At 62.0% G+C, this 21,484-nt stretch carries 19 protein-coding genes; 9 read left to right on the forward strand and 10 right to left on the reverse strand.

Annotation, left to right across the window (positions count from 1 at the left end; translation table 11 throughout):
- Entirely contained in the window at positions 1–1,209 is a 1,209-nt protein-coding gene (locus tag BSP75_RS03395; protein ID WP_075112225.1) for a cation:proton antiporter, read from the forward strand.
- 72 nt (positions 1,210–1,281) lie between these two features.
- Here BSP75_RS03395 and BSP75_RS03400 read toward each other — a convergent pair whose 3' ends face one another.
- Positions 1,282–1,914, reverse strand: a complete 633-nt coding sequence (locus BSP75_RS03400; protein ID WP_069554739.1) for a LysE family translocator — start codon at positions 1,912–1,914, stop codon at positions 1,282–1,284.
- Positions 1,915–2,146: 232 nt separating this feature from the next.
- Between BSP75_RS03400 and BSP75_RS03405 the strand changes: the two genes are divergently transcribed.
- The 3 genes from BSP75_RS03405 to BSP75_RS03415 all read left to right on the forward strand — a co-directional run bounded on the left by BSP75_RS03405 (position 2,147) and on the right by BSP75_RS03415 (position 4,768).
- Positions 2,147–3,769 (forward strand): methyl-accepting chemotaxis protein, encoded by a 1,623-nt coding sequence (locus tag BSP75_RS03405; protein ID WP_075112226.1) that lies wholly within the window; start codon positions 2,147–2,149, stop codon positions 3,767–3,769.
- A gap of 175 nt (positions 3,770–3,944) precedes the next feature.
- Complete coding sequence (locus BSP75_RS03410; RefSeq protein ID WP_005344342.1) at positions 3,945–4,475, forward strand: DUF1523 family protein; 531 nt, start codon at positions 3,945–3,947, stop codon at positions 4,473–4,475.
- The gene (locus BSP75_RS03415; protein WP_005344341.1) at positions 4,472–4,768 is read left to right on the forward strand and encodes a winged helix-turn-helix domain-containing protein; all 297 of its coding nucleotides are present in this window, start codon (positions 4,472–4,474) and stop codon (positions 4,766–4,768) included. The genes BSP75_RS03410 and BSP75_RS03415 overlap by 4 nt, the downstream gene beginning before the upstream one ends.
- Before the next feature lie 202 nt (positions 4,769–4,970).
- On the opposite strand, the gene BSP75_RS03420 is transcribed toward BSP75_RS03415, so the two are convergent.
- Both BSP75_RS03420 and rihA read right to left on the reverse strand, forming a co-directional pair.
- Positions 4,971–5,438 (reverse strand): hypothetical protein, encoded by a 468-nt coding sequence (locus tag BSP75_RS03420; RefSeq protein ID WP_075112227.1) that lies wholly within the window; start codon positions 5,436–5,438, stop codon positions 4,971–4,973.
- A 33-nt stretch (positions 5,439–5,471) separates the two neighbouring features.
- The gene (gene rihA / locus BSP75_RS03425) at positions 5,472–6,407 is read right to left on the reverse strand and encodes a pyrimidine-specific ribonucleoside hydrolase RihA (protein WP_075112228.1); all 936 of its coding nucleotides are present in this window, start codon (positions 6,405–6,407) and stop codon (positions 5,472–5,474) included.
- Between the two features lie 221 nt (positions 6,408–6,628).
- On the opposite strand from rihA, the gene BSP75_RS03430 reads away from it, so the two are divergent.
- The gene (locus tag BSP75_RS03430; RefSeq protein WP_075112229.1) at positions 6,629–7,357 is read left to right on the forward strand and encodes an RluA family pseudouridine synthase; all 729 of its coding nucleotides are present in this window, start codon (positions 6,629–6,631) and stop codon (positions 7,355–7,357) included.
- Between the two features lie 153 nt (positions 7,358–7,510).
- Here the strand turns inward: BSP75_RS03430 and udp are convergent, their stop codons facing one another.
- Positions 7,511–8,266: a uridine phosphorylase gene (udp, locus tag BSP75_RS03435; protein WP_042657049.1), complete on the reverse strand. Its 756-nt coding sequence runs from the start codon at positions 8,264–8,266 to the stop codon at positions 7,511–7,513.
- Between the two features lie 382 nt (positions 8,267–8,648).
- On the opposite strand from udp, the gene yiaY reads away from it, so the two are divergent.
- The 3 genes from yiaY to BSP75_RS03450 all read left to right on the forward strand — a co-directional run bounded on the left by yiaY (position 8,649) and on the right by BSP75_RS03450 (position 11,076).
- Positions 8,649–9,800 (forward strand): L-threonine dehydrogenase, encoded by a 1,152-nt coding sequence (gene yiaY / locus BSP75_RS03440; RefSeq protein ID WP_075112230.1) that lies wholly within the window; start codon positions 8,649–8,651, stop codon positions 9,798–9,800.
- 136 nt (positions 9,801–9,936) lie between these two features.
- The gene (gene bamE, locus BSP75_RS03445; protein ID WP_005337980.1) at positions 9,937–10,275 is read left to right on the forward strand and encodes an outer membrane protein assembly factor BamE; all 339 of its coding nucleotides are present in this window, start codon (positions 9,937–9,939) and stop codon (positions 10,273–10,275) included.
- Between the two features lie 171 nt (positions 10,276–10,446).
- A complete protein-coding gene (locus BSP75_RS03450; protein WP_075112231.1) occupies positions 10,447–11,076 on the forward strand; it encodes an NAD(P)H-binding protein in 630 nt (209 codons plus the stop codon).
- A 145-nt stretch (positions 11,077–11,221) separates the two neighbouring features.
- Here BSP75_RS03450 and BSP75_RS03455 read toward each other — a convergent pair whose 3' ends face one another.
- Entirely contained in the window at positions 11,222–12,916 is a 1,695-nt protein-coding gene (locus BSP75_RS03455) for a pyridoxal-dependent decarboxylase (protein WP_075112232.1), read from the reverse strand.
- A 223-nt stretch (positions 12,917–13,139) separates the two neighbouring features.
- A complete protein-coding gene (locus BSP75_RS03460; RefSeq protein ID WP_075112233.1) occupies positions 13,140–14,156 on the reverse strand; it encodes a lipoate--protein ligase A in 1,017 nt (338 codons plus the stop codon).
- 428 nt (positions 14,157–14,584) lie between these two features.
- Here BSP75_RS03460 and BSP75_RS03465 point away from each other — a divergent pair, with 428 nt between their 5' ends.
- Positions 14,585–17,047, forward strand: coding sequence for a diguanylate cyclase (locus BSP75_RS03465; RefSeq protein ID WP_075112234.1), 2,463 nt, complete (start codon positions 14,585–14,587; stop codon positions 17,045–17,047).
- A gap of 159 nt (positions 17,048–17,206) precedes the next feature.
- Here the strand turns inward: BSP75_RS03465 and BSP75_RS03470 are convergent, their stop codons facing one another.
- Genes BSP75_RS03470 through BSP75_RS03485 form a run of 4 tightly spaced genes read right to left on the reverse strand, consistent with a single transcriptional unit; the run spans position 17,207 to position 21,460 of the window.
- Positions 17,207–18,406 carry an ABC transporter permease gene (locus BSP75_RS03470; RefSeq protein ID WP_075112235.1) on the reverse strand — a complete coding sequence of 400 codons (1,200 nt, stop codon included), beginning with the start codon at positions 18,404–18,406 and terminating at the stop codon, positions 17,207–17,209.
- Positions 18,406–19,620, reverse strand: a complete 1,215-nt coding sequence (locus tag BSP75_RS03475; RefSeq protein ID WP_075112236.1) for an ABC transporter permease — start codon at positions 19,618–19,620, stop codon at positions 18,406–18,408. Before BSP75_RS03475 ends, BSP75_RS03470 begins: the two co-directional genes overlap by 1 nt.
- Positions 19,621–20,328: an ABC transporter ATP-binding protein gene (locus tag BSP75_RS03480; RefSeq protein WP_075112237.1), complete on the reverse strand. Its 708-nt coding sequence runs from the start codon at positions 20,326–20,328 to the stop codon at positions 19,621–19,623.
- Positions 20,321–21,460, reverse strand: a complete 1,140-nt coding sequence (locus tag BSP75_RS03485; protein ID WP_075112238.1) for an efflux RND transporter periplasmic adaptor subunit — start codon at positions 21,458–21,460, stop codon at positions 20,321–20,323. The genes BSP75_RS03480 and BSP75_RS03485 overlap by 8 nt, the downstream gene beginning before the upstream one ends.
- Positions 21,461–21,484: the final 24 nt, after the last annotated feature.

The raw sequence follows: 21,484 nt of genomic DNA on the forward strand, positions 1-21,484 counted from the left end.
ATGGATGCACACCTGCTTTACCAGAACCTGGCGGTGATCGCCGCTTTCTTGCTGGTCTATAGCCTGATTGCCGGGCGCTTCGAATCAAAACTGGTCAACGGCCCCCTGCTGTTTATGCTGGCGGGCTGGCTGCTGGGGCCGGGTGGTGTGGAGCTGATCGCCCTCTCCATCGACAGCGATGGCATCAAGCTGCTGGCTGAGCTCTCGCTGGTCATCGTGCTGTTCAACGATGCCGCCAACACCAACTGGCAGGTGTTGCTGGCCAACCGGCAACTGCCGATCCGGCTGCTGCTGATAGGCCTGCCCCTCACCCTGGTCTGTGGCGCCCTGTTTGGCCACTGGCTCTTCCCCGACCTGCCACTGCTGGAGATGGCTATCCTCTCCACCATTCTCGCCCCCACCGATGCGGCGCTCGGCAAGGCGGTGGTCAGCAACCCGGCCGTACCGGCACCGGTGCGCGAAGGGCTCAATCAGGAGAGCGGCCTAAACGACGGCATCTGTGTGCCGGTACTGCTCCTGCTGCTGGCCCTTATCGCCCCCACCGAGCAACATGCGGGCACCGCGGCGCTGGCCCTCACCCTGATGCTGGAGGAGATCGGCATTGGCCTGCTGGTCGCCTTCGTGCTGACCAGCCTCACCATCCGACTGCTGAAAATCTCCTATCTCAACGGTTGGCAACTGCCGCTCTGGCGCCAACTCACCATGCCGGGGCTGGCCCTGCTCTGCTTCGCGCTGGCCCAGAGCCTGGGTGGCAGCGGCTTTATCGCCGCCTTTGTCGGCGGCCTCTTTATCGGGCGCAGACTCGGTGAACACAAGCACGCCTATATGGACAGCTGCGAGGGGTATGGCGACCTGCTCTCCGTGGTGATCTGGATGGTGTTTGGCGCCACCCTGCTCCCCATGCTGCCGGAGCTGATGCACTGGCAATACTGGCTCTATGCCATTGCCAGTCTCACCCTGCTGCGGATGGTGCCGGTCTGGCTGAGCCTCATCGGCACCGGCCTCAAGCCAGAGCTCAAGCTCTTTATCGGCTGGTTCGGGCCACGGGGCCTTGCCAGCATCGTCTTTGCGGTGATGGTGCTGCAAAACCAGCCGGCGCTGATCGGCCAACGCCCCATCATCGCCACCGTGCTCTGCACCATCATATTGAGCGTGTTGCTCCATGGCCTGACCGCCAACCCCTGGGTCGAGCGCTTCAAACCTCGCTGAGCCAGGCTACGCCCATAAAAAATGCCACCGACGGTGGCATTTTTCTTTCGTGGTGTGGGTCACAGACGGCTCTTAACCGAGCGCCAGCCAGACCCCCACCCCCAGCATCAAAGTACCGGCGATGCGGTTCATCAGGGTGACGTTGCCGCTCTTGGCGAGGAAGTGGCGCAGAGTACGGCCACCGCTGGCATAGAGCAGCAGGCAGGAGAACTCGATAACCAGGATCAGCGCCACCAGCGCGCTGATCTGCGGCGCCATCGGTTTGTCGGCAGAGATAAATGGGGGCAGCAAGGAGATCATGAAAGCCCACCCTTTGGGGTTGGCGATGGCGGTGACAAAGCCCTGCACCGCCAGCCCCATAGCGCTGGTCTGTTGACCGGCCGAGAGATCTGCCGGAATAGCCATCTTTCCTTTGGCCTGCCACATCTGGATGCCAAGCCACACCAGATAGGCGCCCCCCACATATTTGAAGGCGGCGAAGATCCCCGGATAGTTGAGCATGATGGCGGCTACCCCGATCACCGACAGCACCGAGACCAGCCCGACACCGATCAGCTCTCCCCACATCATGTGCAGGGTTCGGCGCACACCCAGGCTCATCCCCAACGTCATCGACAGGGTCATGCACATGCCGGGGGTCACCGAGACAAAGAAAAAGGTCGGGATAAACAGAGCCAGAATGGCCGGATCGATCCAGCTGGACACAACACACCTCCATATGACGAGAGCGGAAAATCACGAAAACGGGACAGGATTGACACAACCCAGCCAGTTGTACCACATATTCGGGGGATAAAGCGCTCAATCATGCCTAAATGGCTCCTTTCTCACAAGAAAAAACCTTTTCTTCAGCACATTTCAGCAATAAAAGCCTGTGACAGCTCCTGACGTGCATGTGTAATATGTCGGCTCCTCCAATTCCGGATTAGAGCCATTTATGTCATTGAATAATCTATCAATACGCGTTCAGGTCTTGATACCTTTGCTGCTGGCCAGCCTGCTGATGATGGTGATGATCGCCATCAGCAAACAGGGTTTGGATGAAGCCATCAATGACATAGATGAGACGACCCAGAGCGTGGTCCAAAACAAGGACGATATTGCCAAACTGATCCACGCCACCTACCGGCTGCGCACCAGCGCCATCTATGGCCTCTACGATGCCAAGCTGTTTGCCGCACTGCCCGCCAACCTCAACAGCGCCGAGCAGGAGATCAACGCCATCCTCAGCCGTCTGGTGCTCCCCGGTGCCGAGCACGATAACCGTCAGGTCGCTGCCGCCCTGCAGGCCTACCTCAGCCATACCCGCAGCAACATGCTGCCGCTGCTGGCGCAAAAACATCAGGGTGGCGGCGATCCGGTCGCCTACGAGGCGGCTCGCCTCCATTTCCGCGAGCTGGGTGAACAGCTGATCAAGCAGATCGACAGCATGTCCGCCCACATCAACCAGCTGATCCAGCAAGAGCTGGCCGAAGAGCAGGCCCACTACGACGCCACCCTGCTGCGTACCCTGCTGCTCACCGCCGGTACCCTGCTGGCGGCGCTGATCTGTGGCTGGGTCCTCTCCGGGCGCATCGTCAGCCCCATCAGTCAGCTACAAGAGGTGATGCACGCCGTGGCGCAAGGGCGCTTCAACGTGCGCGCCAAAGCGGAGGGCAAAAACGAGCTGACCCGTCTGGCCAAAGATATCAACCTCACTCTGGGGCAACTTGGTAGCACCATCGAGAACCTGACCGGGATCAGCAACAGCGTCGCCTCCGCCGCCACCGAGCTGGCGGCCGTGATGACCCAGTCCGAGGCCAATGCAAAGCAGCAGCACAGCGAGATCGAACAGGTCGCCTCCGCCGTGACCGAACTCTCCAGCACCGCTGACAACGTCAACCACAATGCAGCCATCGCCGACGAGCTGGCGCGGGATGCCAATGGCCGGGTCGAACAGGGGCTCGCCCTCTTTACCGAAAGCATCGCCGCCAACAGCCGGATGGCGGGCAGTCTGGAAGATGCCGCCGCCATCGTGGCTCAGCTCAAATCCCAGTCCGAGCAGATCGGCAAGGTGATTGAAGTGATCCAGGGGATCTCCGAGCAGACCAACCTGCTGGCGCTCAATGCCGCCATCGAAGCGGCCCGTGCCGGTGAAACGGGTCGTGGCTTTGCGGTGGTGGCCGATGAGGTAAGAATGCTGGCTGCCCGTACCCAGGACTCCACCAAGGAGATCCAGGCCATCATCGAGCGGCTGCAGAGTCAGTCCCAATCCGCCAACAACGGCGTGCAGGAGACTCTGGAGATCCTCAGCCATAACCAGCGTTTGTCGGCTCAGGTGCAGGATCTGCTGAGCGGCATTACCGGTGCCGTGCGCCAGATCAACGACGCCAACGCCCAGGTCGCCACCGCCGCCGAGGAGCAGTCCTGCGTTACCGCCGACATCAACCGCAACATCACCAATATTCACGAGATCGTGAGCCAGAGCTCCGCCGGCATCAGCCAGAGTGCCAGTGCCAGCAACGAACTCTCGCAGCTCGCCGAGCAGCAACGCAAGCAACTGGCCCAATTCCAGCTGTAAGCGCACAAAGTGAAGCAGACAAAAAGGCCCGCAAGGGCCTTTCTTGTTGATGGGGCAATGGCTTTGTCTCTGTTTTAAACGCCATTTTTTGGCCGTTGGTGCCATAAGGGGCTGGGCTGCCCTGTCAAATATCGGTATGGTAGAGGCACGTTACTCCCCCTCACGTGAGCACACCATGAGCCTGAGATTCAAGAAACCCGCTTTTATCGCCCTGGGGCTCATAGCCCTCATTTCCGCCGCCTGGCTCGACTACTACCTGCCGGAGCACACCATCGCCACCATCACAGGGGTCGAGGTGAAGCGCACCGACAAGGATGGCCCTATCAGCCAGAAGAACCCGGCTGACGGCCCCACCACCGACGTCTATTACATCTACACCGAGCGCCCCGGCGAGAAGATCCGGGTGTTTCGCAATGAAGATACCGAGTGGGGCTGGCCCTTCTACTTCAAGTTCAACGCCGCCGACGTGCAGGCCAAGGCCAAATCGATGGAGTTCGAGAAGCGTCTGGCCATCATTACCTCCTACGGCTGGCGCATCAACATGTTCTCCATGTTTCCCAACGTCACCAAGATCGAGAGCACCGAACCCGATGCCTCCACCTGGAGCTTCTTCCGCTGGTTCTGGTTCGGCCTCTGGGCACTGGTGATGGGCAAAGCGGCCATTGCGACCTGGCGCTACTTCGATCGTCTTGAGGACGAGATATGAGTGAACCGAGCAAGACCCGCACCAGCTTCTACCGGCGGCTCTACGTGGCCTGGCTGATCAGCCAGGGCACTGATACGGTACCCGCCATCATGGAGGCGACCGGCATGCCGCGCCGCACCGCACAGGATACCCTGAGCGCGCTGGCCGAGCTCGATATCAGCTGCGCCTTCGAGCAGACCGAGGGGGCTCGCCACCTGCAGGGGCATTACCGTATCAGCGACTGGGGCCCCATCAATCCGGCATGGATCAAGGCCCAGCTGCCGCTTATCAAGGAGACGCTGAGCTATCCCTGAAATGACGTCGAGTCAGGTCTGCGACTGGGGAACCAATTGCAATCCGGCGTGGATCAAGGCTCAGCTACCGCTTATCAAAGAGACGCTGAGCTATCCCTGATCCGGGAACCGCTCTGCAATATCACTCTGCACTAAATAACTAGAGGGACCAGCCGACAAGGCTGGCCCCTCTATTTTCATGCCGATGGCGTGGCAGGTCGCCCTACTCGGGCATGGCCGAATCCTCCAGTTCTTCTTCCGACTCCCCTCTGGTGCAATCGATGATGGAGCGCTTGGGGTTGTTGGGATCGCGCAGCAGCAAAGGGGCGGAGCCTTCATCGTGCTGCTGCTCGTCACTAAACTCGCTGCCGTAGGCGTTGTGGGTCAACCGGCGGGCGTTGGCGATGGGGGTATCGACAAAGAGGGCATGCACTTCAAAGCTTGCGGCAGGCACAATAAAGCCGACCACCGGCAGGCCGTGCAGCTCCTCGTGCACCTTGTACCAGGCAAAGCCGTCGCTCACCTTGTAAGGGGTGTAGTTGGCCAGTTGTAGATTGGCGGCCCTGCCCGTCTCATCCACATAGAGATCGGTAAACTCGCAGGTCGCCAGCCCCTGCCACATCCGCTCAAATGGCGTCGCACAACCCGTCAGTTGCAACCCGGCCAGCAGCACCACCCCTCTCTTCCACATTCCCCGCCCCTTCTTGCAAAAATGAACCGACGATCAGTCAAACGCCCGCAGCCGCGTCACCAGCAGATCGATAAAGCCCGGACGATCCAGCCCCAACAGCACCAGCGCATTGGCTGGCTTGCCGGTCAGACCATAACGATCCACCACCGTCATGCCGCAAGTATGGGTGCCGCCAGTCTCGATATCGACCCGGCACTCGACCCCGTGGAACAGCTCGGGAGCCAGCAACCAGGCAATGGTACAGGGGTCGTGCAGCGGTGCACCAGCAAATCCCCACTTGGGATCCCGGTGGTAGATCATGAAAAAGTCGAGCAGCCCGGCGACGCACTGGGCCACCGGATTGGTGATGGCGCGCACCCGCTCGATATCCTCGTCCATCACCTGCGCCTCATGAGTCACATCGAGGCCACACATGGTGATGGGAATACCCGACTTGAACACCATATCGGCCGCTTCCGGGTCCACATAAATATTGAATTCCGCCGCCGGGGTCCAGTTGCCGGCCCCTGCGGCGCCCCCCATCAATACGATGCGGGCAATGTTTGGTTTGAGCTCCGGGTGAGCTGCCAGCAGCAGGGCGATATTGGTGAGCGGCCCGGTCGGTACCAGGGTCACCGGCTCCGCACTCTCGCGCAGGCACTTGGCCATCAATTCAAGCCCCGTCATGGCCTGCGGCGCGAAGGCGGGATCCGGCAGTTTGGGGCCATCGAGGCCCGATTCGCCGTGGACGTTGTCGGCGATGATCAGCTCGCGGGCCAGCGGTTTCGGCGCCCCGGCCGCCACCGGAATATCGTCCCGCCCCAGCAAGGTGAGGATGCGCAGGGCATTGTTGAGGGTCTTGTCCGGTGTCTGGTTGCCCGCGCTGGTGGTGACCGCCAGCACCTTAAGTTCAGGGCTGGCCAGCGCCAGAATGAGGGCAATGGCGTCGTCGTGGCCGGGATCACAATCGAGAATAACGGGCAGTGCCATGGAAAGGGTCCTTACAACATAACAGGGAGTCATACCTTAACAAGCAAGCTTCGGATGAACTCGGGAAGGGGTCACAAAACGGGGCCTTGTTGGTGACCCAGGCGGTTTACACGGCACACCGCCTCGCTCAAAGCAGCTCATTATCAAGAGGTTGCATAGCGCATCCCGTTCCGTTCCCGAAACAGCGCACCGCCCATTCGCCCGGCCGCGCCAGTTCGGGTATGATCGCCCCCCGTTTCCAGCCCGTGCGCCCTATGTCCGTTATCGTCGACACCTTTATCGCCCCGCCCTGCAGTGCCACCATCGAGATCCTGTTTAAGGATGAGCACTTGCTGCTCATTAACAAACCGAGCGGCCTGCTGAGCCTCTCGGGCAAGAACCCGCAGAACCTCGACTCGGTGCATTATCGACTGGTGCAGGATTACCCCGGCTGCACCCTGGTGCACCGCCTCGACTTCGGCACCTCAGGCATCATGGTGGTGGCCAGAAACAAGGCCATCAATGCCCTGCTGTGCCAGCAGTTCAGTCAACGGGCGGTGAGCAAGGCCTACAGCGCCCTGCTGTGCGGCCATCTCGCTGACGATGAGGGGGTGATCGATGCCCCCATTGCCAAGGATCCGGCGATTTTCCCGCTGATGAAGATCTGCGCCGCCAGCGGCAAACCCGCCCGCTCCCGCTATCGGGTGATTGAGCGGCTGGCGCAGCCGATGCAAGGCCAGACCGTGCCACTGACCCGGGTAAGGCTGGTGCCGGAGACCGGCCGCACCCATCAGCTGCGCATCCACAGCCAGCTGCTGGGCCACCCCATTCTCGGCTGCGATCTCTATGGCGGCCTGCTGTCACCTGGCTGCGAGCAAGCACCGCGGCTGATGCTGCATGCCAGCGAGCTGGATTTTGCACATCCGGTGAGCGGTGAGCCGATGCAGATCCGCTGTGCAGCGCCTTTTTAGGAGCAATCAGTAGAGGCCGTCAGTAGATGGCAATAGACGCGAGAGCGGCGGGAAGAGTGAAAGGGGTTACTGGAGAGAAAAAGGAACAAACGGCGGATAAAGATAGGGGCCGTGCTTTCGCAACGGCCCCCCCCCCCACTCTTTGTGGTGCTATCAGATCAGCTTGCGGGCAGCGCCCAGTACGATCTTGATGGCATCAGATTCGGTCTTCGCCATGGTTTCGGCGTTCGGGATTTCCTGCTGGGTACGGTTGACGATAACGCCAGCTACCATACCGGCACGCAGGCCCTGGCTGGTGCACATGGTCAGCAGGGTGGCAGATTCCATCTCATAGTTCAGCACGCCCATGGCTTGCCACTCTTTCATGGAACCCTGGAAACGGCTCACTACGCGGCCGGATACGGTGTCGTAACGCTCCTGACCCGGGTAGAAGGTATCAGAAGAAGCAGTCACACCGATGTGCAGCTTGGAGCCCATCTCTTTGGCGGTGTTGACCAGCGCGGTGGTGCAGTCGAAGTCGGCAACAGCCGGGAACTCCATCGGTGCAAAGTGCAGGCTGGCACCGTCGAGGCGCACGGAACCGGTGGTCACAATCACGTCACCCACGTTCAGGTGCGGCTGGATGGCGCCGGTGGTGCCGATACGCAGGAAGGTGTTGATACCCAGCTGGGCCAGCTCTTCTACCGCGATGGAGGTGGACGGGCCACCGATACCGGTAGAGCAGATGATCACGGCCTTGCCGTCCATCTCGCCGCGCCAGGTAGTGAATTCACGATGGCTGGCCAGGTGCACCGGGTTATCCAACAGCTCTGCGATGCGCTTGACGCGCTCGGGGTCACCGGGGACGATCGCCAGGGTGGCGCCTTGCAGATCCGCTTTCTTCAAACCCAAGTGAAATACATCAGACATAGTGGACTCCTGGTTGCCCCCTGCCAGCATGGTCAGGGCGCAAGTTAAGATGATTCTTTATGATACTTTCAAGCCTTTACCCCCCTCTTCGGGGAGGCGCCAACTATGGTCGAAAGCGCTTTCCAATTCCTTGAAGCGCCTCACACTTCCACGCATTGACAGTCACAAAGATCGCGCAAAACGTTTGCTAACCCAATGAAATAATTGACAAACGTTTTTCTGAAAAAGGGTCTCGAACAGGGAAAGTCAAGCCCGGTTCAGCGCTTAATTAACGACTCGTGATCGACCCCGTAAAGTTGTAAACAAGATGCTTTTGTATCCCTTTTGAGATGATAGCCTAGCGGCCAACTACCACTTAATGGCTAACTACAGGAAGTCCATCATGGCTACATTCAAGTTCTATATTCCCGCAATCAACCTGATGGGTGCCGGCTGTCTGCAAGAGGCCGCCGCCGATATCAAGGGTTACGGCTATCGCAAGGCACTGATCGTCACCGACAAGATCCTCAACCAGATTGGCGTGGTCGCCAAGCTCACCACCCTGCTGGCTGAACATGGCATTGAGAGCGTGGTTTTCGATGAAACCAAGCCGAACCCCACTATGACCAACGTCGAAGCGGGTCTGACCATGATCAAGGCCAACAGCTGCGACTGCGTCATTTCGCTCGGTGGCGGCTCACCCCATGACTGCGCCAAGGGCATCGCGCTGGTGGCAGCCAACGGTGGCAACATCAAGGATTACGAAGGGGTGGATCGCTCCGCCAAGCCGCAACTGCCGCTCATCGCCATCAACACCACCGCCGGCACCGCCTCCGAGATGACTCGCTTCTGCATCATCACCGACGAAGCGCGCCAGGTGAAAATGGCCATCATCGACAAACACGTTACCCCGCTGATGTCGGTCAACGACCCCGAGCTGATGCTGGCCAAGCCGGCCGGTCTCACCGCCGCCACCGGCATGGATGCCCTGACCCACGCCATCGAGGCCTATGTCTCCACCATCGCCACCCCGGTGACCGATGCCAGCGCCGTGATGGCCATCGAACTGATTGCCAAGCACCTGCGCACCGCGGTCAACCAGGGCGATGATCTGCACGCCCGCGAGCAGATGGCCTATGCCCAGTTCCTGGCCGGCATGGCCTTCAACAACGCAAGCCTCGGTTACGTGCACGCCATGGCGCACCAGCTGGGCGGTTTCTACGACCTGCCCCACGGTGTCTGCAACGCCGTGCTGCTGCCCCACGTTCAGGCTTACAACGCCCAGGTGAGCGCCGCTCGCCTGAAAGATGTCGCCCGCTACATGGGTGTGGACGTGAGCGCCATGAACGACGAGCAGGGCGCCGCCGCTGCCATTGCCGCCATCAAGCAGCTGGCGCTGGATGTGAAGATCCCGGCCGGTCTGGAGCAGCTCGGCGTCAAGGCCGATGACTTCGACACTCTGGCCAGCAACGCCCTGAAAGATGCCTGCGGCTTCACCAACCCGAAACAGGCCAGCCACGAAGAGATCGTCGCCATCTTCCGCGCAGCCATGTAATCGCTGCCTGATTGCCAGAAAGGGTCGCAGTGCGACCCTTTTTATTGGCTGATGGATCAATGGCTTTTTACTTCCGTGGAGGGAGTCGGTATGATTTGCCGAGCCAAAAAGACTGTATGGATGATCTGAACTCGATATGCGGATGAAACACCTGATTGCCGCGGCTTTGACCGCCCTCACCCTCTCCGGTTGCAGCCTGGTCTATCGCATTGATATTCCCCAGGGCAACTATGTGGAACAAAAACAGGTCGACAAACTGCGCCAGGGGATGACCCGCGAGCAGGTCAGCTATGTGCTGGGGACCCCCATGCTGCGCGACGGCTTTGACCCCAACACCTGGTACTACCTCTATGAATTCCAGCCGGGCCACGGCGACAAGGAGCGCAAAGAGCTCACCGTCACCTTCGCCAATGACAGGCTGACCACAGTGACGGGTGACTTCCCGCTGCCAGCAGCCTTCAATACCCCGCTCTGATATCCCGCAAAACCGGCCTCGCGCCGGTTTTGTTTTATCCAGCCCCGCACTATGTATCTTGCCAGGCAACACTGAGTCATCTCCCCCCATTGCAGCTGCCCGCAAATTACCTGATGCTGATGAGCAGCCACCATGGCATCAACACCATCGAATGACACAGGGAGAATCCCCATGAGCCGGATCCTGATTGCCGGAGCCAGCGGCCTGATCGGTCGCGAACTGGTGCAGCAACTGCCTGCCGAACATGAACTGACCCTGCTCTGTCGCAAGCCGGGCAAGGAGGCGCACCACTGGCTGCCGGTCAATTATGATGAGCTGGCCAGCGTCACCCTCTCCCGCCCGGTGGATATCGCCTTTTGTGCCCTCGGCACCACCCGCAAGGAGGCGGGCTCTGCCGAGGCGTTTCGCCGGGTCGATCTCGACTATGTGCTCGCCTTTGCCGAACTGGCCCGCCGCCACGGTTGCCAGCGGCTGATCGTGGTCTCGAGCATAGGAGCAAACGCATCGTCTCCGGCTCTCTATCCGCGTACCAAGGGGGAGATGGAGCAGGCCCTGCTGGCCCAATCCTGGCCACGGCTCGCCATCGTGCGGCCCGCCATGTTGCTGGGGGATCGCCAACCGCCGCGCCGCTCGGAGCAGATCTTTCAGGCTATCTATCCGCTGTTTCGGCCGCTGCTGGTGGGCAGGCTCGCCCGTTGGCGCGCCATCGAGGCCCAGCAGGTGGCCCGCGCCATGATCGCCCTCTCGACACTGCCCGCAGGGTGCGAGATTGTCGAAAATGAGCAACTGCTGGCCCTCTGAGCACAGCCTTTTCCACCGCTTTCGCATACCGTCGTTAAAACAGAAGGGCAAGCCAACCGGCTTGCCCTTCGTTTCTCTGTTGGCGTGATACACCCCAACCACCTCTTGCCACCATTGACCGCGCTCGACAGTCAGGCAACCGCCCTCAACCGCGAATATGGTCGATAAAGGCGTCGATCTGCTCGCGGGTGCAGGCGGGATTCATAAAGACGGCCTTCTCCCCGGCGATGTAGGAGTATTTGCCCCGTGCGTCGTATTCGGAGTGGGCCACCGCCTCCACCCAGTTGGTGTAGAGCCCCACCTTGCCGCGCCCCTTGAACAGGCTGCGGTGGTAGTCGGTGTTGCGCTGCAGCCGCGCCTTGTAGGCAGGATCGCTGGAGCGGGCCAGCTCGAAGGCGAACTCGGCATCCGGATCGCTCACCCACTCGGGGTTGTAGATCTTGAAGCCCACGCTTGGCCCCTGATTCTCCTGCGCCACCAGCTTGACGTTGCCGAGCTGGCTTAACCGGAAGCGGAAGTAGTTGGCATTTTGCAGGCAGTGGGCCAGCACGGTGCGATACCCCTCGACCCCCATGTAGTTGAGCGCCGCATAGGCACCGAACAGGCCGCTCGCGCCGCGGGAGCACTCGATGGTGGACTGCAGGTGGGTCTGACCCTGAATGTCTCGCTCGAAGTAGGAGAAGTTCTCCGGGTCATTCTCCATCGCCTTGAGATCATCCTGCTCCTTGATCATCACCAGACTGGAGGTGTAGGGCACATAGCCCCACTTCTGGAAGTCGACGGTGAAGGAGTCGGCATATTTCAGCTCGGCAAAGCGCGCCACGTTGCGCTCGATCCCCGCCAGGGTGGCGCTGTTGATGGCGAGCGGGTTGGCGGCAAAGTCGTAATCGAGGAAGAAGATCATCGACCAGCCGATGGCGGCATCGACGTGGATATGTGGCTTGACCGTCACCTCGAACTGCTCGCAGAGGCGATTGCGCAGCTCGAACACCGGCTTGACCTGATCCACCCCGAAGGTGTCGGTGGTGCCCATGGTGAGCATGATGGTGGGCACCACGTGTTTCAGGGCAAAACAGGCGGTCAGGGTGCGTTCGAGGTGGTCGAGATCGATGTCATTGTTCTCGCCGACCTGAATGCGGATGGTCTTGTTCTCGATATCGACCCCGAGCAGGGAGAGGTTGGTGATATTGGAGTAGTGACCGCCCTGGGAGTTGATAATGCGGTAATCCTGATAGTGGCCGAGCCCCTTGTGCTTGGCCTCCGGCAGGCTTTTGCGAATGCCGAGCAGGTAGCCATAGAGGTTACAGAAGGTGCCCCCCTGGGTGAAGATGCCGGTGGCACGCTCGGGATCATAACCCGCCAGCAGCGCTATCTGGCGCACCACCTTCTTCTCCAGCTCCTCGGCCACCCCGGCATATTCGGAGTAGACCAGATTGGGGTTGGCCAGAATGCCCAGCTGGGCGCCGTAGATGGCGGGATCCGCCGACATGGTGATGACGTTCTCGACGCTGGAGGGGTTCTCCCAATCCTTCGACAGGGCGGCGGCAAACAGCAGCTCGGCCATCGGCTCGCCCGGGGTGCGCATGGTGGCGGGCACCGGCATGGTCTCGCAGAGATCGGCAAGGCGGGCGCGGCCATCTGGCCAGGCGTTCAGACGGGCATCCGGGGCCAGGCCACGGGCCCGAAATTCATTGAGGGTGGCAAAGCCGGGTTCGCGAAAAACCGGCCAGAGATCGGGATTGCGCGAGAAAAAGTTGGCTTTTACGGCTGCAAACCGGTTTGAGAACTCGGGGTGGACGGCGTTGACGCTTTCGTCTTTCAGATAAACTAAGTCACTCATTTTTATACCATTAGTACAGCAAATGTGCGGCCGTTATACCCCTGTGCCAGCGGTGCCGACAGCGACAATATCTAATGGCCTACCCTACTTTTTGTCATGCATCAGCCATGACAAGGGCTGGCAAAAAGGCGCCTTTGGGGCGCCTCTTTGCATTTCGTGATCTCGTTCACATGTTGGCTGACAGAGTCCTTACTACCAGACGGCCATCAGCGCAGCGCCACCCTCAACGCAGGGAGGTCAACAGCCACAGGGCAAACTCCGCCAGCTCGACCTGTTGCTGCGGGAAGGCCGCCAGCCAGGGCTGCAGGCGCGCGGCAACCGCCTCCGACCGATAGTCGCAACCCGCCAGCTCGGCTGCCAGCAGATCGAACGGGGCGGGTTCCAGAGTATCGCTGAACAGCTGCGCCCGGGTGATAATCCCCTTCTCCACATCAAAGTGCAGCTCCACCCCGCCCCAGCCGAACCGCTCCTCCAGCAGATGGCTGAACGCCGGGGCATGGCCATAGTTCCACTCCCAGCTGCGCTGGCGGGCGAAGGTCTCGGCAAAGCCCGGCAGATCCGGCATCTGCGCCGGGGAGATATGCTCGGGTTCGACCCGCGCGCCGTAGTGGTGGAAAAACGCCTCGGCAAGCGCCTCGCTCACCTGCTGATGGTCGATCCCCGGCAGCAGCTCGCACAGGTTCGCCACCCGGCTGCGCACCGAGCTGATCCCCTTGGCGGCCAGCTTCTTGGGGTCGGGATTGAGGTAGTTGGCAAGACGCCCGAGGTCGGCGTCCAGCAGCAGGGTGCCGTGGTGAAAACCGCGATCCAGGGTCTCCCGATAGGCTGACCCCGATACCTTGCGCTCCCCGTCCGGGGTGGCCACCAGCAGATCGTTGCGACCGGAGGCAAACGCCTCGCTCCCCAACCGCTTGAGCCCGTCCAGCACGATGGCGGTGGAGATGCTCTTGTCATACTCCGGCTTGCCCGCCATGAAGGTGAAGCAGCTGTTGCCAAGGTCATGGAACACGGCGCCACCGCCACTGCTGCGGCGCGCCAGGGTCACGCCATCCTCCTCCATCCGGCGGGTATTGCACTCCTTCCACGGGTTCTGGGCCCGACCGATCACCACGGTATTGGCGTTGCGCCAGAGGAACAGCACCCGCTGGCCGGGATCCATCTGGCGGAAGATGCACTCCTCGACGGCCAGATTGAACAGGGGATCGTGAGAGTCGGAGAGAAGCAGACGCAAGCGGGACATAACAGGACCTTATCCGGAACAGGGGGCAACATGATAACACTGACGGGGCCATCACTGACCCGTTTCACCTTAACCGGCGCGCTGCAGCATGGATACATTGGCTTCACACCCGACCGCCCCATAAAAGTATCTTTTGATATAACGACACAACTTGACGTGAAACCACGAAAAAAATGCAGTCAAACCACAAAGACAACGATAAAAACGGGAAAAAATGGCTAGAATGCGACCACTTTAATTGGCCATATGGCTCTCTTCTTCGTCACATAACTCGCCAAAAAACAGTATGCGCATATCGAGTGTGATGAATGACACAAAAATGACTTTTAATGTCCCGGACACCCCATTGCAAACGCCTTCACCCCCCTTGCAGGTTACAACGAATTGCTTGAATCTAGCTTAGACACCGCCTCCCGAGAGAACGCTGTATGACGGAGAACGCCGACCCCCGCCAGCGCCCCAGCTGGTTCCTGCCGATGCTGGTCAGTCTGGTCATCGCCACCCTGACCTCTCCCCCCTTGCGAGCCGAGGAGCAGGTCATCGTGCAACTGCCCTGGCAACATCAATTCCAGTTTGCCGGTTACTACGCGGCCATCGCCAAGGGCTTCTATCAGGATGCCGGTCTACGGGTCACCCTGCGCGAGGCGAACGACCGAACCGATGTGGTCAGCGAGGTGATCTCGGGAAAGGCCCATTTTGGCATCAGCGGCAGTGACCTGCTGCTGGACCGGGCAGCTGGCCGCCCGGTGGTGGTGCTCGCCGCCCTGCTGCAACACTCGCCACTGGTGCTGCTGACGCTGGAACGGCCCGATATCCGCAACCCGGCGGATCTGGCCAACAAGCGGCTGATGCTGGAGCCAGGCTCCAACGAGCTGCTGACCTATCTGACCCGGCATAACGAGCGCCGTGACTGGGTCACCGTTCCCTATGAGAGAGGACTGCAGGCACTGCTGGCGGGCGAGGTGGATGCCATCAGCGCCTACAGCTCCACCGAACCCTTCTATCTGCAGCAAAAAGGGATCCCCTATCGGGTCTTTAGACCGCGTACCGCCGGCTTCGATTTCTACGGTGACAACCTGTTTACCTCCGAGCGGGAACTGATCACCCGACAGGATCGGGTCTACGCCTTCCAGCAGGCCAGCCTCAAGGGGTGGCGCTATGCGATGGACAACCCCGAAGAGATGATCAACCTGATCATGGAGCAGTACCCGAGCGGCGCGGGTCGTGACCAGCTGGCGTTCGAGGCCCGCGAAACCAGAGCACTGATGCAGCCGGATCTTGTCGAACCGGGTTACATGCAGCAGGAGCGCTGGCTGCAGATCGCCAAAACCTATCTGGAGGCGGGCATGCTCCAGGTGCTGCCCAACCTCGACCACTTTATCTACGACCCGGCGCAAGAGCGGCTGCGCCAGCAGCGCAAGCTGCTCGACAAGAGCGTGGCGGTGGCCATGCTCGTCACCTTTACCTTGATGACCCTGCTCGGCATCTTCTTGCACCTCTATCTGCGGCTACGTCAGGAGGCGCGGGATCGCCAGCGGCTGACCCGTGAGCTGGCCCAGAGCGAACAGCACTACCGCTTCGTGGCGGAGAACAGCGCCGATGTGATCTGGACCATGGATGCCACCAGCTTGCGCTTTCGCTATGTCAGTCCAGCCATCGCCGCCCTGAGCGGCTACGAGGCCCCCGAACTGTTTGCCATGCCGCTCAAGCAACTGCTGCCGGATGCCTCGCGGCAACTGCTGCGCGAGGAGATCTCCGCCACCCTCACCGCCTGGCAACGGGGGGAACACGACCAGACCCGCCGGGTCATCCGCACCCAGTTGCGTCACAAGCATGGCCATCTGGTGGCGACCGAGACCATCACCACGCTCCATGGCAGTGGCACGGCCCAACCCGAGGCGATCCTGGGCGTCACAAGGGATATCACCGAGCGTGCGGCGCGGGAGGCAATGATGCACCGCCTCGCCTTTTACGACCCCCTCACCGGCCTGCCCAATCGCCGCCTGCTGCAACAACGGCTCAAGGAGCTGCTGGAGCAGGAGACGCCCCGTCCGCTGGCTTTGATGTTAATCGATCTCGATCACTTCAAGCCGATCAACGACACCTTCGGCCATGAAACCGGGGATATCCTGCTCAATCTGGTGGCCGAACGAATGCGTCACTGTGTGCGGGAGCAGGATCTGGTGGCGCGGCTGGGGGGCGACGAGTTCGTCATCTTGCTGCCCGATACCGGCGATGAAGTGCTGGCGGTGGCCGACAAGCTGCACCGCCAGTTGCGCGATCCGTTCCAGCTGGAGGGGCAGGAGCTGCTTATCTCCAGCAGTATCGGGCTGGCGCTCTATCCGGAGCACGGAGAGGATGCCAAGACCCTGATGCACCAGGCCGATCAGGCCATGTATCAGGCGAAGCATCGCGGCCGTGGCCGGGTCTGCCTCTTTAGCGCAGGGCTTGATCCGGAGCAGGGCGCCCTGCTGTGGCAGCCCGGCCACGAGTGTGGTCATCCGCGCATCGATGCCGAGCATCGCCAGCTGTTCGTGCTGACCAACCGGCTGCTGGAGCGGGTCAAGGATCAACACGAACACCCGGCCCCGTTTCTGGAGAGTCTGGAGAGCCTGTTCGACATGGCCCGTCACCACTTCGCCTTTGAAGAGCAGATGCTGGCGGAGATCGACTATCGGGAGCTGGCCAGCCACCGTCAGGATCACCAGCGCCTGCTCAACAAGGCGGGCCAGCTGCTGCTCGCCGCCAAAGCGGGGAAGCTGGGCAACGACGAGCTGCTCAACTTCATCATTCAGGAGCTGGTGGTCGGCCACATGAGTCAGGCGGATCGCCGCTACTTCCCCCTGTTCAGATCAGAGCGCAGCGTGCCGGTTGCGGAGGTGGTCGCCTAGTCCCCCCTGTTCAGATCAGAGCGCTGCGTGCCGGTTGCGGAGGTGGTCGCCTAGTCCCCCCCTGTTCAGGCCAGAGCGCAGCGTGCCGGTTGCGGAGGAGGTCGCCTAGTCCCCCCTGTTCAGATCAGAGCGCTGCGTGCCGATTGCGGAGGTAATCGCCTAATCACCTCGCAGGGCCACCACGGGGTCGAGACGCACAGCCCGCAGCGCAGGAGCGACCCCGGCCAGCAGACCGACCAGGGCGCTGCAACCGAGCGCCAGCAGCAGATAGAGAGGATGGAGGGTGAGCGGCAAGCCGGCCGCCAGCAGGGCAAGCAGCAGCTTGAGCCCGCCGAGCAGGGCCAGTCCCATGGCCCCGCCCAGCAGCGCCAGCACCACGGCTTCGAGCAGAAACAGCAATAGAATACGGCGCCGTGGGCAACCCAGCGCCATCAGCAAGCCCACCTCGGGGATCCGCTCCTGCTGGGCGATGCTCATGATGCTGAAGATGCCGACCGCCCCGATCAGCAACGAGATAATACCGAGCCCGCCAACCGCCAGCTTGATGATGGAGAGGATCTTGTCGAGGCTAGTCAGCATGTCCTGCTGGGAGGTGAGGGTAAAATCCTCGGCGCCGTGGCGGGCGATCAGCACCCGCCGGATCTGGGCCGAGATGTCGGCCTCCCTCTGCCCGGCGCGATAGATGACGTCGATCTCCTGCAATCCCTCCTTGTTGAACAGCGCTTGGGCGTGGGCGGCGGGCAGATAGATCATGTCGTCCAGATCAAAGCCGAGAAATTGCCCTTTGGGGGCCAGCACCCCGGCCACCCGAAAACGGCGATCACCGGCGCGCAACAGGCTCCCCGGCGCATCGCCACCGGGAAACAGCTCCGCCGCCACCTTGGAGCCCAGCACCGCATAGGCGCGGGGCATGGCACTGTCATCCGCAGGCAGAAAACGCCCCTGCACCAGCGTGAGTCGCCAACCGGAAAGCGCCGCCGGGCCGGTGCCCAGAATGGCGGTGCTGCGGGTCAGCCCGCGGCTGCGCACCTCCCCCTGCCCCTGCACCACCGGCAGTGCCGCCTCGATACCTGGCAATCTGGCGAGGGCATCGGCATCCTCCAGCAGCAGGGGACGGCTGCTGGAGAGAATACCGGGCGGGCCACCGGCGGTTTCGGTTTTGCCCGGAGTCACGGCGATCAGCCGGGTGCCAAATTGGGAGAAGCTGTCGAGCAGATAGAGCCTGAGCCCCTCGCCAATGCCAGTGAGCAGGGTCACCGAGGCGATCCCGATGGCGATGCCCAGCGCCGACAGCAGGCTGCGACTGCGCCCCGCCAGCAAGGCGCGCCACAACCAAAACAGCAGATCGGCGGCGCGCATCAGCCACCGCTCCATTGCCCGCTGCGCAGGCTACTGACCGGATCTTGCCGTGCCGCCCGGGAGGCAGGCAGCCAGCTAAAAAACAGCCCGGTCAGCAGGGCCGCCGGTATGGTGCAGAGGGTCGCGAGCAGAGGGACTGCCGCCGGAAAAGCGGGCCACACCAGCCCGGCGAGGGCAACCAAGGCATAACCCAGAGCAGTGCCAAACAGCGCACCACTGCCACTCAGCAGCAGCGCCTCCCACAAAAACAGCTGGCGGATCTGGCGACTGTCGGCCCCCAGCGCCTTGAGCAGGCCGATCTCGCCGGTGCGCTGGCGGGTACTGATCAGCGCCAGATTCATCATCATGATGCCGGAGACCAGCAGGCTGATGGCACCGATGCCGGCAACCGCCAGGGTAAGGGTCGAGAGAATGGTGGAGAAGGTGGCCAGCATGGCGTCGCGGCGCACCACTGTCACATCGAGCACCCCGTGGCGCGCCTGCATCAGCTGCTCCAGTCGCTTGACCAGCGGGGGCACCGCTTGCCCCGCCAACGGCTGGATCAGCAGCCGAAACAGCCCTTCGGTATTGAACAGCCGCATGGCGCTGCCCACCGGGATCAGCGCCGCCTCGGCCATATCCATCCCCAGATTGCTGCTCTGGCTGGTGAAGACCCCCACCACCCGAAAGCGGCGATTGTCAAAACGCAGCCACTGACCGACCGGGTTGGCCTGACCGAACAGCTCACGGGCCACCACTTCCCCGAGCAGGACGGCCGGTCGATCCTCTGCGGCATCCCCCGGCAGCCAGCGGCCGGAGAGCAGCTCCAGCCCGTGGGTATCGCGCAGCCCGTTGCTGCTGCCAAGCAGCATGGTCTGGCGCAGCCGTGCCCCCTGCTTGGCCTCGGCAAAGCCCATCACCAGCGGCACCAGCCGCACCTTGGGTTGGTGCAGGCCAAGGTAGTGCATGTCATCGAGGGTGATCTGCCGCAGGCTGTTGCCGGTGACCGGCGGTAACCCGCCGGTGGTCTCCTTGCGGCCGGGGAACATCACCAGCAGATCCTTGCCAAGGGAGCTGAACTGATCGGCCACATAACGCCTCGCCCCCTCCCCCAGCGCGGTGAGCAGCAGCACCGAGGTCACGCTCAGACTCACCGCCAGGATCAAGACCAGTGCCCGTGAACGCTGACGCAATAACGCCACGGCGGCAAAGCGGATCACATCGGGTCGCCGCATTCAGCCTCCGTCACTATGAGTGCTATCAATGCTATCGGTGCTGATACGGCCATCGTTCATCAGGATCCGCCTGCCCGCCCGTTCACCAAGGCGCGGGTCGTGGGTCACCACCACCAGCGTGATCCCCTGCTCCCGGTTGAGCCTCTCCAGCAGGGTAATCACCTCCTCCCCGGAGCGGGAGTCGAGATTGCCGGTGGGCTCGTCGGCCAGGATGAGGCGCGGTGCCATCGCCATGGCCCGGGCGATAGCTACCCGCTGACGTTGACCACCGGAGAGCTCGGCAGGGCGATGCTCGGCCCGATTCTCCAACCCCAGCTCCCCCAGCAACCGCTGGCTGCGGCGATGGCGCTCGGCGGGGGCAATCCCGCACAACATCAGCGGCAATTCGACGTTTTCACGGGCGGTGAGGCGGGAGATGAGGTGAAACGACTGGAACACGAAACCGATGCGATGGCCGCGCAGCTGTGCCAGCGCAGGTTCTGACAGGGTGGCGGTATCCTCGCCCCCCAGCCAGTAGCGCCCCTCGTCGGGCCGATCCAGCAACCCCAGTACATTGAGCAGGGTCGATTTGCCGGATCCCGAGGGGCCCATCACCGCCAGATACTCCCCCTCGGCAACCCGCAGGGAAACGCGCTCGAGGGCGGCCACTTCGCTCCCCCCCAGAGTGAAACGACGGCTGACGGCCTCGAGGCGAATGAGATCACTCATCCGTCTGCTCCGTGGCGGCGCTGAAGGGGCCCTCTCCGACAATCTGTCCGGGCTGGGCTGCCAGCCGATCACCGGCGGCGAGCCCCTCGGCCACCTCAATCCAGTTCCAGTTCTCCACGCCCCAGCGGGGCAGCACTCGCACCAGCTTATCCCCTTCCAGTCGCAACACGCTGCCATCGTCGGCCCGGCTGCTGGCCGCCACCCGCAGCACATCGGTAGCACGGGTCACTTCGACCTCAAGGTCGGCACTGTAGCCGATAAGCAGGGGGACATCGGTGGGCAGGGCGGTGAGCACCGCCTCAACCTCCACGGTGCGGGCCTGCTTTTCCAGCTCCTTCACATAGGGGGCAATGCGGGTGACGGTGGCGACAAAATCGCGCCCGGGCATGGCATCGAGCAGTACCCGGGCAGACTGCCCCACCTTGAGGCGGGCGGCATCCACCTCATCGATGGGGGCTGAGACATACAGACAGTTATCGTCGATAAGATCGATAACCGGGGGCATGGCCACTCCGGGCGGTGAAGGGGTCATGTATTCGCCCAGCTTGCTGTTGACCTCCGCCACCACACCGGCAAACGGCGCCTGCAGGCGGCGCTCGCTCAAGCGGGCCTCCACCTGGGCGACCTGCGCCTCGTCGACCCGCTCCTGCTGACGGGATGCGCGGCAGATATAGCGGCGGGTATCGGCCAGATTCTGGGCCTGTTCGGCGAGCGTGCGGGAGGTGAGGTTTTTGGCCAGCAAGGTGGCCAGCCGGTTGGCCTCCCGCTCGTAGTAGGCCGCCTCGCTACAACGCTCCTCACGCTGGGTCTTGCCAAGGACCTGCTGGGCACGGGCACGGGCAAGATCGGCACGAATATCATCACTCCAGAGGGTCAGCAGCAGATCCCCCCGGGCTACCCTATCCCCGGCCTTGACGGCGATCCGCTCCACCACGCCGCCACCGGGTAGACTGAGCCCGGCCCGCTGACACGACTTGATGGTGCCGGCCCGGGTGTTGACCACAGTGACCAGCACATCCCCGCGCCCGACCTCAGCCAGCCTGATCGGCGTCGGCTGCGGTCGCCACCACCATGCCACGGCAGCCAGCGCTACCACGGCGCCACTTCCCCACCACAACCAACCTCTCTTCATCGCGCATCCTTTCGCTAGTGACTC

Source organism: Aeromonas sp. YN13HZO-058 (genome assembly GCF_001921245.1).
Classification (GTDB): domain Bacteria; phylum Pseudomonadota; class Gammaproteobacteria; order Enterobacterales; family Aeromonadaceae; genus Aeromonas; species Aeromonas allosaccharophila.

Bases quoted from the DNA above. Each gene is read 5' to 3' on its own strand.
- BSP75_RS03395 (WP_075112225.1), top strand. From the start codon at position 1: ATGGATGCACACCTGCTTTACCAGAACCTGGCGGTGATCGCCGCTTTC.
- BSP75_RS03405 (WP_075112226.1), top strand. From the start codon at position 2,147: ATGTCATTGAATAATCTATCAATACGCGTTCAGGTCTTGATACCTTTG.
- BSP75_RS03410 (WP_005344342.1), top strand. From the start codon at position 3,945: ATGAGCCTGAGATTCAAGAAACCCGCTTTTATCGCCCTGGGGCTCATA.
- BSP75_RS03415 (WP_005344341.1), top strand. From the start codon at position 4,472: ATGAGTGAACCGAGCAAGACCCGCACCAGCTTCTACCGGCGGCTCTAC.
- BSP75_RS03420 (WP_075112227.1), bottom strand. From the start codon at position 5,438: ATGTGGAAGAGAGGGGTGGTGCTGCTGGCCGGGTTGCAACTGACGGGT.
- rihA (WP_075112228.1), bottom strand. From the start codon at position 6,407: ATGGCACTGCCCGTTATTCTCGATTGTGATCCCGGCCACGACGACGCC.
- BSP75_RS03430 (WP_075112229.1), top strand. From the start codon at position 6,629: ATGATCGCCCCCCGTTTCCAGCCCGTGCGCCCTATGTCCGTTATCGTC.
- udp (WP_042657049.1), bottom strand. From the start codon at position 8,266: ATGTCTGATGTATTTCACTTGGGTTTGAAGAAAGCGGATCTGCAAGGC.
- yiaY (WP_075112230.1), top strand. From the start codon at position 8,649: ATGGCTACATTCAAGTTCTATATTCCCGCAATCAACCTGATGGGTGCC.
- bamE (WP_005337980.1), top strand. From the start codon at position 9,937: ATGCGGATGAAACACCTGATTGCCGCGGCTTTGACCGCCCTCACCCTC.
- BSP75_RS03450 (WP_075112231.1), top strand. From the start codon at position 10,447: ATGAGCCGGATCCTGATTGCCGGAGCCAGCGGCCTGATCGGTCGCGAA.
- BSP75_RS03455 (WP_075112232.1), bottom strand. From the start codon at position 12,916: ATGAGTGACTTAGTTTATCTGAAAGACGAAAGCGTCAACGCCGTCCAC.
- BSP75_RS03460 (WP_075112233.1), bottom strand. From the start codon at position 14,156: ATGTCCCGCTTGCGTCTGCTTCTCTCCGACTCTCACGATCCCCTGTTC.
- BSP75_RS03465 (WP_075112234.1), top strand. From the start codon at position 14,585: ATGACGGAGAACGCCGACCCCCGCCAGCGCCCCAGCTGGTTCCTGCCG.
- BSP75_RS03470 (WP_075112235.1), bottom strand. From the start codon at position 18,406: ATGCGCGCCGCCGATCTGCTGTTTTGGTTGTGGCGCGCCTTGCTGGCG.
- BSP75_RS03475 (WP_075112236.1), bottom strand. From the start codon at position 19,620: ATGCGGCGACCCGATGTGATCCGCTTTGCCGCCGTGGCGTTATTGCGT.
- BSP75_RS03480 (WP_075112237.1), bottom strand. From the start codon at position 20,328: ATGAGTGATCTCATTCGCCTCGAGGCCGTCAGCCGTCGTTTCACTCTG.
- BSP75_RS03485 (WP_075112238.1), bottom strand. From the start codon at position 21,460: ATGAAGAGAGGTTGGTTGTGGTGGGGAAGTGGCGCCGTGGTAGCGCTG.